The sequence below is a fragment of the Rhodococcoides fascians NBRC 12155 = LMG 3623 genome, assembly GCF_001894785.1.
Lineage (GTDB): Bacteria > Actinomycetota > Actinomycetes > Mycobacteriales > Mycobacteriaceae > Rhodococcoides > Rhodococcoides fascians.
This window is the reverse complement of sequence record NZ_BCWW01000003.1, coordinates 280,400-293,520: the sequence shown is the minus strand read 5'-3', so window position 1 is coordinate 293,520 and position 13,121 is coordinate 280,400. Positions and strand designations below refer to the sequence as shown.

General features: G+C 64.6%; 12 protein-coding genes and 1 pseudogene. 1 reads left to right on the top strand and 12 read right to left on the bottom strand.

Annotated features, from left to right (window positions below; all coding sequences use genetic code 11):
- Positions 1-32 precede the first annotated feature (32 nt).
- Positions 33-2,039, top strand: coding sequence for a hypothetical protein (locus RFA01S_RS09195; protein ID WP_032407414.1), 2,007 nt, complete (start codon positions 33-35; stop codon positions 2,037-2,039).
- Here RFA01S_RS09195 and RFA01S_RS09190 read toward each other — a convergent pair.
- The 12 genes and pseudogenes from RFA01S_RS09190 to RFA01S_RS09135 all read right to left on the bottom strand — a co-directional run bounded on the left by RFA01S_RS09190 (position 2,021) and on the right by RFA01S_RS09135 (position 12,921).
- A complete protein-coding gene (locus tag RFA01S_RS09190) occupies positions 2,021-3,229 on the bottom strand; it encodes a ricin-type beta-trefoil lectin domain protein (protein ID WP_238325103.1) in 1,209 nt (402 codons plus the stop codon). The genes RFA01S_RS09195 and RFA01S_RS09190 overlap by 19 nt on opposite strands.
- 192 nt (positions 3,230-3,421) lie before the next feature.
- A complete protein-coding gene (locus tag RFA01S_RS09185; protein WP_027495736.1) occupies positions 3,422-3,637 on the bottom strand; it encodes a hypervirulence associated TUDOR domain-containing protein in 216 nt (71 codons plus the stop codon).
- Between the two features lie 64 nt (positions 3,638-3,701).
- Positions 3,702-4,697 (bottom strand): alpha/beta hydrolase, encoded by a 996-nt coding sequence (locus tag RFA01S_RS09180; RefSeq protein ID WP_052060732.1) that lies wholly within the window; start codon positions 4,695-4,697, stop codon positions 3,702-3,704.
- A 110-nt stretch (positions 4,698-4,807) separates the two neighbouring features.
- A pseudogene (locus RFA01S_RS09175) lies at positions 4,808-5,964 on the bottom strand (RNA polymerase sigma factor).
- Between the two features lie 8 nt (positions 5,965-5,972).
- Complete coding sequence (locus tag RFA01S_RS09170; RefSeq protein WP_032407217.1) at positions 5,973-6,380, bottom strand: YciI family protein; 408 nt, start codon at positions 6,378-6,380, stop codon at positions 5,973-5,975.
- A gap of 93 nt (positions 6,381-6,473) precedes the next feature.
- The gene (gene fbaA / locus RFA01S_RS09165; RefSeq protein WP_032407417.1) at positions 6,474-7,496 is read right to left on the bottom strand and encodes a class II fructose-bisphosphate aldolase; all 1,023 of its coding nucleotides are present in this window, start codon (positions 7,494-7,496) and stop codon (positions 6,474-6,476) included.
- Between the two features lie 32 nt (positions 7,497-7,528).
- On the bottom strand, positions 7,529-8,539 hold the full coding sequence (locus tag RFA01S_RS09160; RefSeq protein ID WP_032407218.1) for a LacI family DNA-binding transcriptional regulator: 1,011 nt from the start codon (positions 8,537-8,539) through the stop codon (positions 7,529-7,531).
- A 36-nt stretch (positions 8,540-8,575) separates the two neighbouring features.
- The gene (locus RFA01S_RS09155; RefSeq protein WP_027495731.1) at positions 8,576-9,226 is read right to left on the bottom strand and encodes a nucleoside/nucleotide kinase family protein; all 651 of its coding nucleotides are present in this window, start codon (positions 9,224-9,226) and stop codon (positions 8,576-8,578) included.
- The gene (locus tag RFA01S_RS09150; protein ID WP_032407219.1) at positions 9,216-10,142 is read right to left on the bottom strand and encodes a PfkB family carbohydrate kinase; all 927 of its coding nucleotides are present in this window, start codon (positions 10,140-10,142) and stop codon (positions 9,216-9,218) included. The genes RFA01S_RS09155 and RFA01S_RS09150 overlap by 11 nt, the downstream gene beginning before the upstream one ends.
- Positions 10,120-10,902, bottom strand: coding sequence for an ATP-binding cassette domain-containing protein (locus RFA01S_RS09145; protein ID WP_027495729.1), 783 nt, complete (start codon positions 10,900-10,902; stop codon positions 10,120-10,122). Before RFA01S_RS09145 ends, RFA01S_RS09150 begins: the two co-directional genes overlap by 23 nt.
- Positions 10,899-11,888 (bottom strand): ABC transporter permease, encoded by a 990-nt coding sequence (locus tag RFA01S_RS09140; RefSeq protein ID WP_027495728.1) that lies wholly within the window; start codon positions 11,886-11,888, stop codon positions 10,899-10,901. Before RFA01S_RS09140 ends, RFA01S_RS09145 begins: the two co-directional genes overlap by 4 nt.
- 34 nt (positions 11,889-11,922) lie before the next feature.
- Positions 11,923-12,921, bottom strand: coding sequence for a substrate-binding domain-containing protein (locus RFA01S_RS09135; protein ID WP_027495727.1), 999 nt, complete (start codon positions 12,919-12,921; stop codon positions 11,923-11,925).
- Positions 12,922-13,121 lie beyond the last annotated feature (200 nt).

The window sequence follows — 13,121 nt, the reverse complement described above, 5'->3', positions numbered from 1 at the left end:
TCGGCAACGACCACGAACCCACGACGCAGACGATGAACGACGCTGCACCGATCGACAAGGCTCTGGTGTCGCGGCTGGCGCAACTCGATCACGCCGTCGACGCGCTGGCCGCCGCACCGGAGTTCAGCAAGAGCACCAAGGTGCGACGGGTTCTGGATTCTGTGCACCGAGTGTTGTTGCAGCCCGGCGGTTGTAGCGCGGTACGCGAACGCGCCGCGGCGCTGGAGAACGCCGGGCTGTTCGCCGGTACGGACTGGGCGCAGCCGGACATTCTCGTTCCCGCGTTCGTGAGTCCGAGCCTGCGCAGTGGCAACGACGACACCGTGGTTCTCGAAGCAGCCAGCGAGTTGCGGATGGTCGCGATCGTCGCCGGTGAGTACGAGCATCCCGCAGTCACCGCCGACGATGCGCGACGCTTCCTCTCCCAGGTACTTGCGTTGAACCTCGAGGTGTTGTTCACCCCGCCCTCGGAATCGGAGCGAGTCCGTTCGGGGCGGACAGCACACCTGATCCGCGATCTCTTCGGCTACGTCGCCGGGGAGATCGGTTACGACAGTGTGCTGGACGAGTTGCTCGAGGAGATCTGGCGGATTCTGCGTCAGCGTCCGATCCAGGTCGACACCATCAAGTCCATGGTCACGCGCATTGCGATCTATCGCGACGACCCGACCGTCGATCTCGGCACGTCCGGTCAAGGACTCGATCGGTTGACCACCGCGTTGTTCGGCACCACCGACGCATGCCGCGAGGACCCGGGCGTGGAGGTCTACCGGAACCGGCTCGAGGCCATGGACGTCGAGGCACTGCAGTTCGAGGCCCGCGGTTTCGCCCGGGCGATGCACGACACCGGTCTCGTTTCGCCGTACCACGCCACACTCACGCAATATCTCGTCGACCACTACTCGTATGTCCTGCCCGAGGCCTTGGGGCTGTCCGACACCGGGCGTACGTGCCTCACTCGCTACCCGGAATTGGTCCACCGTCTGATCGAAGAAACCGTGTATCCCGAGACGGCGCAAAGTCTCTACGGATTGGCACTGCTACTCGACCGCGGAATCCTGCATCAGCCGCCGATCGTGCCGTCCCTGTGGCGTCAGCTATCGCTCACCCTCGCGCCCGCAGTGCGGGAACGCTTGATCACCACTTTCGGTCCGGTTCCGGCACCGGAGTCGCGATTGCTCGGTGGGTTGCTCTCCATGCTCGGACAACCGCTCGGTGTCGGACAGGGCGACAATCCCACGTGCCAGTCGGCGCGCGCGCTGTCGATGTGGGCGTACAACGATCCCGACTACCTGCTGCAGATGGTGGTGTGGGCGGTACGAGACGAAGAGATCGTCATGCACTTCGAGGGCCAGTCGATCTCGTCCGTCGACAGCGAAAGTGGTGTCGCGACCTCGGATCCGGTCGATCTGGACCCGGCATCGCTCATTCTGGTTCCGCACCTCGACCGGATCTACGCCGAGATGGTCCGACGCTGCGCCGACAGACCGGGCGATCCGCATCGCTGGGTCAATCCCGAATTCCACGGGTGGTGGTCGGCCCGCGAGTTCCATATCGACGTGGACGTCGCGACCGGAAATCTGGTCGATCTCGATGGTTTCCTGCGGCAGTTCCATGCCGCTTATCACCCCGAGTACAACGGCCACCAGCCGCTGATCCACCCGCAACCCGCCGGGGTGGCCGTAACCGACAGCGCTGCACGGTACGTGGGGTGGCACGCCATCGCCATTCTGCGTGTTGCCCCCGATCCCGACGGCGTCATGCGGGTCTACTTCTTCAATCCCAACAACGACAGTGGGCAGGATTGGGGTGACGGAGTCGTCGTCGGAACGGCAGGGAACGGCGAACGCGCGGGCGAAGGCTCGCTACCGTTCGAGCAATTCGCGTCTCGCCTGTACATCTTCCACACGGATCCGTTGGAAAAGGGTGAGCCGGAGAAGATTCCGAACGCGGACATCGACACGATCGTCGGTTACATCGAACGCAGTTGGGGTGCCGAGCGCTCGGCGCGGGCCGCGTATCAGCCGTTCCAGGAGTAGACCGAGACCCAGTCCAGAATCAGATTGCCCTCGCTGTTTCCGTCTCCCTTGGTTTCGGTCTGCAGCTCCCATCGCATCGGCGTGGACGGCACGAAGTCGGTCGAGTCCAACACGACCGTGTCGTCGAGGAGGTACCGGATCCTTCCCGGTGACCATTCCATGGTGTAGGTGTGCCAGTCGGTGAACTGCGCGCCGATGTCGAGGGCAGGCGTTTTGCACCCGTCGGCGCACGAGCCTTCGCCCGAGAAATGATGGAACCCACCGACGTTGCCCGACAGCGCACCTTCCGGGAAATCGAACTCGCCGTCGTACGGCCAATTCTCGGATTGCGGCCAGAGCAACCATGCCGCGTAGTACTCGGACAGATCCGGTGAATCGACTTTCAGACGCGCCGAATATCGTCCGTACGTCTGATACTGGTCGGCACCGATCAGTGGGGAGATACTCGCTCCGGCCGGAACGCCGTCGACCTGACCGAGGTGGTACTGCAGAGCGCCGTCGGCAGTGGACAGCACTGCATCGGGCCGATACGGCCGTTTGTCGTAGGTGTCGGGATAGCACGACGGATACGTGCGCCACCGCTGGCCCTCGGCTCCGGTGTAGACGACCTTCGAGGGGTCGCACTGATTGGACCAACTGCCGGTGGCGGACGGGGCGGTGAATTCGTCGACGAATATCTGCTTCCAGCCGGGCAGATCCCCGGTGGGTGCAGCAATTCCTCCGGGGTTGTCGGCGGTCGGTTCTGCGGCCGCTACCGGTGTCCATGTCTGCACCGACGAGCCGTCGCATTCGGCCAGCACGGCCACACGCCGAGAGGTCTGCCGTGCGTCGTCCGCGAGACAGAGGCCGGTGCCCGTCAGCCCGATCGCACCGGATTCGCCCGCTGTCCAACTGGCGACCGCACTGTCGTCGCAACTTCCGAGGACAACAGGTACACCGGCTGCGGTCTCGCTGTTCTTCGGCACCAGACACTGCGATTGCGACCGAACCGTGCCGTCGGCCTCGGCGACTACTTGCTGCGCCGGCGTTCCGTTGCACGTCGCGAGACGGACGGTGTCGGTGTCACTTCCATCGAGGCAGAGCTTGTCGGGAGACTCGATCTGCCCGGTGAAGGTCACTGCAGACGGTGTGTCCGCGTCCGTGGTCGAGTTCCCGGAGAACACGCCGCAGCCCACGACGAGTACGGACACGATCGCCAGCGTCCCCGTAGCGACAAGACCCCTCCCCGTGCGGCAACCGCTACCCCACCGACCGAGACGCGAACGTGCACGAACAATCCGCATCGGGGTCGTCCCCATCGTTGCCTCCATAGTGACGATCCGTCCCAGCCGAGGGTACAGATCGTCAGCAGGAGCAACTTTCGAGAAGCTTACGGAGCGAGATCAGTCCTTCTTGTCGAGCGATTCGGGCTTGTGCACTGCGTCCTTTCCGGACTTGTCACTTTCGACGCGGTACTGCGGGTCGTCTTTCGAGGCCTTGACCTTGCGGCCGGCGGCTTCGGTCTCGGAGGTGATCTTCTCCTGCACCGTTCCCTCGGTGGTAGTTCCGTGGGTCTGCCATTCGACCTTGTCGCCCTTGTGCAAATCGTCCTTCGACATGTTCGGGTGATCCCTTCGTCGGTGGTCTGTCCATCGACTCTTACCCACGAGCGCGTCGGCGCAATCAGCTGGTTTCCAGAGCCGGAGCCAGTGTGGTGAACCAGGCCTCTCGCAACTGGTCCTCGAACAGCGGCCAGGTATGCGCACCTTCGTCGCGCATGGATACCGTCGCCGGAACGTCGGCCCGACGCAGGGCGTCGACGAAGATGGATGTGCAGTAGTTGACCATCGCTTCGACCGCCATGCCGCCGAACGGCGGAACGGCACCGTCGGGAATGCGATCCACGGCGCCGGGCGCACCGCGTGACGAGCTCACGTACACCGCCGTTCCACGAAGTCGTTCGACATTGAGCGACGGGTCGTGGTCTCGCCATCCCTGACTTCCCGGCAACCCCCACATGTTGAACGGGTTGTTGAGTCCGCCGGCGATCATGGCCGAGATGCCTGCGGTGGCAAGCGGATTGGACGGTGCCGGGCATCCGCTGAACGACGCGGCCGCGTCGAACACGTCGGGAGCCTGGATCGCCAGATCCAACGCCGGGCCACCGCTCATCGACAGGCCCGCGACGCCGCGCTTGCCCGTCGAGCCGTAAGCAGCGTCCACGGCCGCGGGTAGTTCACGGCTCAGATAGGTCTGCCAGAGGTTGATCCCCAGCACCGGATCGGTTGTCTGCCAATCGGTGTAGAAGCTGAACCGACCGCCGATCGGTGCGACGACGGTGACGTTCTTGTCGAGGAAGAACTGTTCGACGCCGGAGTTGTTGAGCCAGCCGACCCCGTCCTCGTTGCCGAGGGCACCGTTGAGCAGAACCAGCGTGGGCGCGGGACCACCTCCGGGCGAGTGCAGCACCTCGTTGGAGATGACCCGATTCATGGACGGAGAGAACACGTTCAGCACCGCGCGCGTTGCCGACACCTGGTGGATTCCGACGGCCCCGACTGCCGCATCGGCCGATCCGGTAGTGCCCGGCAGCGCCTGCGCCGCGTTTCCGGCCAACACTATCGACGCCAGTACGGCCGCCGTCACCACCGCGGTGGATCGCGTCAGCTTCTTTCTCATCTGTCCCACAGGCAACATCAGCACCATACGAGGGTTGCACGAATTCCGCTTTCGACCGCTAACGATCCGATTACAAAACCGCCCGGTCCGTTCGCTGTTACCCGGTATCTCTACGAACCTGCGGTACGAATTCGAGTGGCGCGCAGCGTCAGATGATGCCGCTCGGCCACCGAGGACGCCGACTCGGCCGCACGCACGAACAGCTCGGCCGCCAACCGGAGATCGCCGGCCTTCTCGTGCAGATGCGCAGCCACCGCGTGGTACCGCGGTACGGCGGAATCGACGGCGGCGAGCGCCGCGAGTCCGGCGGCCGGGCCGTCCGCTTCCCCCACCGCGACAGCTCTGTTGAGCCGAACTACCGGACTGTCGGTGATCGCGAGCAACTCGTCGTACCACTCGACGATCTGTACCCAGTCCGTGTCCTCCACCCGTTGCGCATCGGCATGCAAGGCGGCAATGGCGGCTTGTATCTGGAACTCGCCCAGCCGATCCCGAGCGAGCGCCGCCTGCAGAATCCGAACTCCCTCGGCTATCGAGACGGTGTCCCAGCTCGACCGATCCTGCTCGGCCAAGGGAATCAGCCGGCCGTCGGATCCGGTTCTCGCAGCGCGCCGGGCGTGGTGCAACACCATCAACGCCAACAGTCCAGCGGTCTCCGCGTCGTCGGACAGGGTCGCGAGCTGCCTCGTCAACCTGATCGCCTCGGCCGCGAGATCGACGTCGCCGGTATACCCCTCGTTGAACACCAGGTACAGCACCCGCCGAACCGTCGAGAGGTCACCCGGAGCGTCGAAACGGACGTCACGCACCGCCCGTTTGGCTCGGCTGATGCGCTGGGCCATGGTTTTCTCCGGCAGCAGATACGCCTGCGCGATCTGCCGCGTCGTCAGACCCCCGACGGCACGCAACGTCAGCGTTACCGCTGCTGCGGGTGTCAGCACCGGGTGCGCGCAGAGGAAGAACAACTGCAGTGTGTCGTCGACGCCGTGGACACTGCCCGGTTCCGGCTCGGCCGCAACCCGGTTCTCTCGATCCCGTCGAGCCTTCTCCGATCGCTGGGCGTCGAGAAATTTGCGCCACGCCACGGTGCGAGCCACCCCTTCGGGTCGGACGGCGCGTCACCCGCCTCTGCCGACGCTCCCCACACCGATGCCGCCTGCACCAACGCCTCCTGGACGGCGTCCTCGGCCGCCGCGAAATCTGCTCCGCGGTGGACGAGAACGCCGATCACGGACGGAGTCAGCATCCGCAGCGCGTGAGGATCCACGATTGCCGTCACTCGTCGATCGTGGCGGGGGCCTCCATGAACGGACGCAGCTCGAGCCATTCGCCGATCGGCTCACCACCGGCACCGGGTGCTGCCGAGAGCTGCCCCGCGAGTTCGAGTGCGCGGTCGTAGGACTCGACGTCGATGACCATCCAACCTGCGATCAAGGCCTTGGTCTCCGCGAACGGACCGTCGGTGACCGGGGGCTTTCCGGCCCCGTCCGACCGCACCCACGTTCCCTCGGGGGCCAGGGCCTGCGCGTCGACGAACTCGCCCGTCTTCTCGAGCTCGGCGGCGAAGTCTTGCATGAACTGGATATGGTCGTGCACTTCGGCCGGGGTCCACCGGTCCATCGGAATCCATCCGGCAGGCTCGGGGGCCCCGCGGTAATGCTTGAGCATGAGGTACTTGGCCATGATGTCTCCTAGCGTCGGATGCAGTCATTCTTTCTGCACTCGCCCCTGGGACGGAGCCGGTCGGCCGATATCTACATACTCGGCCGAAAAACTTCACCGCATCGTGCGTCCGACCGAGCCGAGCATCTGGGTTGCCTCGACCACGCGTGCTGCCATGGCCGACTCGGCCGGCCTGCCCCACGATCGGGGGTCGTAGGCCTTCTTGTTGCCGTACTCGCCGTCGATCTTGAGAACCTGGTCGTACTTGCCGATCATGTGGCCCGCGATGGACCTGGTGAACGCATATTGGGTGTCGGTGTCGATGTTCATCTTGATCACCCCGCTCGCCACTGCCGACGCGATGTCGGCGGCACTCGAGCCCGATCCACCGTGGAAGACGAGATCGAACGGCTTGTCCTTTCCGGTTTCGGCACCGACGACCGACTGGATCTCGTCGAGAATCTCGGGACGTAGATGTACCGAGTCCGGGTTGTAGACGCCGTGGACGTTGCCGAAAGTCAGTGCCGTCATGTATCGACCACGCTCGCCTGCACCGAGCGCGGCGATCGTGGCGCGCGCGTCGTCGACGGTGGAGTACAGCTGCTCGTTGATCTCGTGAGACACCCCGTCTTCTTCACCTCCGATCACTCCCACCTCGATCTCGAGAATGGTGTCGGCCTGGACCGACAGATCGAGCAGTTCCCGTGCGATACGCAGGTTCTCGTCGAGCGGCACGGCGGAGCCGTCCCACATGTGTGATTGGTACAGCGGTGCCAGGCCGCGCGAGCGCCGTTCGATCGCGTCGGACAGCAGTGGGCGCACCCAATCGTCGAGGTTCTCGGCGGGGCAGTGATCGGTGTGCAGGGCCACCGAGATCGAATAGTGCTGCGCCACTTCGTGGGCGTACTGCGCGAGCGCCTTGGAGCCGGCGAAGCGGTTCTGCACGGCATTGCCGGACAGGTACAGCGCCGTACCGACCGACACCTGGATGATGCCGTCGCTCTCGGCTTCGGCGAATCCCTGCAGCGCCGCGTTGAGCGTCTGTGAGCTGGTGACGTTGATCGACGGGTACGCGAACCCGCCCTCCTTCGCGCGGTCCAACATGGCGACGTACTGTTCCGGACTGGCAATCGGCATGGGCTGTTCTCTCTTTCGGGTGCGGCTGGTCTTCAGCGTGTTGCTGCAGCGCAGCCGCACGAATTGCGGTGGGTGAACGTAGTCGGTACCGAAATGGACCGCGGCGCGTCGTCACGGCCTTCGATTCGACCGATCAACAGGTCGGCGGCCGTTCTGCCGATGGTCTGCACGTCCTGCGCGGCGGCCGTCAGGCGCGGCTCGAACAGATCGGACCACTCGAAATCGTCGTAGCACACGAACGCCAGGTCGTCGGGGATCGACAAACCAAGACCGCGAACTGCTTTGAGGGAACCGATGGTCATCGAGTTGTTCATCGACACCAATGCCGAAGGCCGGTCCGCGCCCGTCAGCAGTCGACGTACCTCCGTCTCGGCCACCTCGACGTTGGACCTTCCCTCGAGGATCAACCGAGGGTCGAGTTCGATTCCCCGGTCGGCGAGCGCCCTGGCATAACCTGCGAAACGTTGGGTGGTGGAAGAGATTCCGTCGATTCCGCGGACGATCGCAATTCGGTCGTGTCCGGCGTCGAGCAGATGGGCCGTCAGCTCGTACGCGGACTGCTCGTTCTCCGGGCCCACCTGATCGCACGGGATATCCAGCATACGGTCGATCAGCACGAGAGGTGTTCCGCTGCGCATGATCTCGGGAATCGTCGACTCCTCCGAGCCGGCCGCAGGCGCAAGGATCATGCCGTCGACCTGACGGTCCAGCAGAGAATCGGTGACGCGCCGCTCCGACGTCGGCTCGTCGTGCGAGTCACCGAGAATCAGCACGTAGCCGGCCTCCGACAACCGCTGCTCGACGGCATAGACGAGGCTGCCGAAATACGGATTGGTCAGCGCCGCGATCGACAACCCCACCGTGTGGGTTCGACCGGCCGCGAGAGAACGCGCCACGACGTTGCGCCGATATCCGATCTCGACGATGGCAGCGTCGACGCGTTGCCGGGTGGCCGGGTTGACCTTACGAGTTCCGTTGAGCACGTGCGAGACCGTCGATACCGACACTCCGGCGATCCGAGCGACGTCGTCCATGGTGGGCATGTCAGTCGTCTCCGTGGGTATCGGATGCCGGCGGTCTCATGTCAATCGCAGGATTCGATCGGCGCGCTGGGCGGTCGACCCGATGAGCTCGGCGTTGCGTTCGTCCGAACCCAATGCCCAGAACTGCGCTTCCTCGGGTGATTTCCCGTACGCCTCGTGCCGCGCGACGAGACGCTCGTGCCGAACGGCCGTGTGCGGAGCCAGGAACCACACCTCGTCGATCATCGCCCGTGCAGCAGGCCATGCGTCGGATTGCATCAGCAGGTAGTTGCCCTCGGTGATCACCAACGGAACGTCCGACGGGACCGGTACGGCGGACCCGATCGATTCCTCGATCTCTCGCCTGAACTTCGGTGCGTACACCAGCGGATCGCCGGGGCGTTGATCGTGAATCGCGGCGACGAGACGCGCATAGCCGCCGTCGTCGAAGGTATCGTGTGCGCCCTTGCGATCGAGCCTGCCCAGTTCGATCAACACCTCGTTGGCCAGGTGGAATCCGTCCATCGGAACCAGCACCGAAAGCTCGGGGCCCAGTGCATCCACCAACTGCTGTGCCACGGTGGACTTTCCGGCACCCGGTGCACCGGTCAGGCCGAGTATGTGCCGCTCTCCCGGCACGGCGAGCCGCCCGGCCAGCTCCACGAGTTCGTCGAGGGATGCTTCCTGCACCTGTCGGTCATTGCTCACTGTTGTCGCTTTCGAGTACGTGGGTGGGAAGTTCGCGTAGCCACGCCCTGGGGCCGATGACCGAACAGCGCAGCGCCGCAACGCGAGCCGACCGTCGGATACGCTCCTGCACGGAGCCGGACTGCGTCGAGTAGTACGCGTACGCGCCGTGGAAGACGTCGCCGGCTCCCAGTGTATCGACCACGGTGACCGCCTCGACGGCCACGGAGCCGGAGTTGCCCTCGGACCAGAATTCGACGGGCTCTCCGCCGTGGGTGGTGACGACCGTGCGTACGCCCGAGCGCACCAACGTCGCTGCGGTGGCAGCTGTGTCCGACGCTCCTGGCGTGCGAAAGTCCGCTGAGCACACCATGTCCGTGACGAACGGAATCAGCTCGCCCATCACGGGTTTCCAGCGTCCGGCGTCGACGACCGACGTGGTATCCCGCGCCGCCGCATGTTCCACGGCGGCGCGGGCGATCAGGGGGTGGTGGCCGTCGACGAGTACGACGTCGGCACCGGCGAGCACGGCATCGAGATCGTTCGGCGGCGCGGCGTCGGAGTGCACGGCGTCGGCCGAGACGACCGACCGGTCTCCCGTCGACTCGATCACCGTCACGGCCGAGACGGGTACTGCTCTCACGGTGCCCGCGATCGAGTCGATCACGCGCACATCGCATTCCGCAAGTTCTGCCTTGATCAAGGCAGCCACCGGATCGTCCCCGAGCGCAGTGACGAGAACGGCCGTACCACCCAGTGCGGCGAACGTGACGGCGGCGTTGGCGGCAGGACCGCCGGCCGCAACGAACTGCGCGTTCGAGGTGATCTTCTGGTTCGACGCCGGCGGCGACGACACTCGATGAATCACATCGAGTGTCGCCAGCCCGACGAAAACGCCGACCGGACGAGACGCATCAGAGGCCGGCGCGTTCCTCATCGGTCGGCTCCTCCGCGCCGGTCATGAGCGCGACGACCTCGGACATGGTGCGCTTCTTCGGATCCACGACGCCTGCGCGTTTGCCGAGGCGGTGGATGTGGATGCGGTCGGCGACCTCGAACACGTGCGGCATGTCGTGACTGATGAGCACCACGGGTATCCCACGGTCGCGAATCGTTCGGATCAGGTCGATCACCATGCCCGATTCCCGCACGCCCAGAGCTGCGGTCGGCTCGTCCATGATGATCACCCCGCGGCCGAATGCCGCTGCTCGAGCCACTGCGACGCCCTGACGCTGCCCACCGGACAACGTCTCGACGGCCTGGTTGACCGACTTGATGCCGATCTTGAGGTCCTGCAGATGCTTCGACGACTCGTCGCGCATTCTCGGCATGTCCAATCGCCGAAAGATGCTGCCGCTGATGCCTTTGCGCTTGATCTCGCGTCCGAGGTAGACATTCGAGGCGATGTCGAGCGCAGGAATGACGGCCAGGTCCTGATAGACCGTCTCGATCCCGGCCGCCCGGGCATCGCGGGTGTTCTTGAACGACACCGGCGAGCCGTTCATCAGGATCTCTCCCGAATCCGGAATGACAGCTCCGGCCAAAGCCTTGATGAGACTGGACTTTCCGGCACCGTTGTCGCCGATCACTGCCAGTACCTCACCGGCCCGCAGCTCGAAATCCGCGCCGTTGATGGCCGTCACGCTGCCGTAGGTCTTGACCAGACCACGTGCTTCCAGAGCGAGGGGGGCAGTCACTGTGACCTCCTGCGTGCGAATTGATCGACGGCCACCGCGACGATGACGAGAATGCCGGTCGCGACGTTCTGGTACAGGCTGTCGACGCCGGCCTGGGTGAGCCCGTTGCGCAGCACCCCGACGATCAGAGTTCCGATGAGAGTCCCGATGACGGTGCCGCGGCCACCGAACAGGCTGGTTCCACCGATGACGACCGCGGTGATCGTTTCGAGGTTGGCGTTCTGATAGGCGTTCGGGTCGGCATTGGGGATTCGTCCGAGCGCTGCCCATGCCGCGATCGCGGCGATGACACCGGTGACGATGTAGACCGAGAACAGCACGCGACCGGACTTGATGCCGGAGCGATCCGAGGCCTGCGGGCTACCACCTACCGCGTATATGTGCCTGCCCCAGGATGTTTGGGACAATGCGTACCACATCACGGCGTACACGAGCAGCATCACCACCACGCCGTAGGTGGTGGAAAAACTGCCGATTTTGAACGAGGTACCCAGCAGCGTCAGCGGTCCGCTCGGAACCTGGTAGGTCTCGGAGCCGGCCAGCAACCTGGTGGCTGCCTGGATCGCGGTGAACGTGCCGAGTGTGACGATGAACGGTGGCAGTCGCAGCATCGTCACCAAACCGCCGTTGATCGCGCCGAACGCCACGCACACGGCCAGTGTCGAGCCGAGCGCCACCACCGGGCCGTTGGCACCAGCGGTCTGCGCCATGACGATGGTGCCCATCACGGCCACCGCGCCGATCGACAGATCGATACCGGAGGTGAGGATGATGAGCGTCTGGCCGACGGCCAGAATGCCGACCACCACGGACTGCTGCAGAATCAGAGAAACGTTCTGCGGGTTGAGAAACGAGCTCGAAATCGAGCTGAACACGATGATGGCGATGACGAGCGCGGCCATGGGCCCGAGCAGCGGTTCACGCAGGATGGTTCCCACGTTGAACCGGCTCGGAGCCTTGGGAGGCGCGGCAGTATCGGTGCTCACGAATCAGTTCCTGGTCCTCGACGGATTTCTGCGATCAGCCCCAGCAATTCGCTTCGCCCCATGCGGTGTCCTGGGATTCGATTCCGGCAACAGGCTTGTCGGTGACCAGCTGAGAACCGGTGTCGTTGAAGCCACTGGGCTTGGTGCCATCCTGGGCGAACTTGACCACAGCGTCGACGCCCTGCTCGGCCATCTTCGCCGGGAACTGCAGCACCGTCGCACCGATGATGCCGGACTTGACGTTCGCGATACCGGTGCAGCTACCGTCGATCGAGCCGATGGTGATCTGATCGGCGCGGCCTGCGGACTGAATCGCCTGGTAGGCACCCGCCGCGGCGGGCTCGTTGATCGTGTAGAGCGCATTGACACCCGGAGCGCGCTGCAGCAGGTTCTCCATGGCCGTCTGCGCCTTGGTCTGGTCGCCGTTGGTGTTTTCCTGGCCGACGATCTCGGGAGAGCTGTCGGTCAAGCCCATTCCTTCGAGGAAGCCGTCGTGACGGAACGTGTCGACGGTGCCGCCCGCGGTGCCGTCGAGCATGATGACCTGGGGCGCAGTGGTTCCCAACGTGCCCTTGACCCATTCGCCCTGGCTCACGCCTGCCGCCTTGTTGTCGGTGGCGAACGTCGCGTCCACCGCGTCCTCGGGATCGGTGGCCGTGTCGAGGGCGATGACGACGACGCCTGCGTCGCGTGCCTTCTTGATCGCGTCGAGGACTCCGGTGGAGGAGTTCGGGGTGATCAGAATGCCTTTGACACCCTGGCCGACCAAGTTCTCGATCGCCGCGACCTGACCCTCGTTGTCACCGTCGAATGCACCTGCGAGAGCGACCAATTCGGCTCCACTGGAGTCCGCCTTGGCCTGAGCTGCCTCACGAAGCTTCACGAAGTACGGATTGGAATCCGTCTTGGTGATGAGTCCGACCTTGACGCTGTCCGAATCCGAACCGCTGCATGCAGTCAGTCCGAGTACGAGGGAACCGGCCATCAACGCCGTTCCGATCGTCAGCGTGGTCTTCCGACGGTGATTGAACATCTGGACTCCCTTGTCCTCGCTACGCAGGTCGCGTCGCTCGATTGCAGGAGCGTACGACCAATACAAGCGCTTGCGCATGCGCTTTCGCGAAATAAATCCGAAAAATGTTCCGACCGGCCGGCGTCAGCTCGCCATCACGCCGCTCAGCCCCGGTTCCCGCAAACGCGCGCGCGTTTGCCATCCGCGCGCGGAATAGTGCC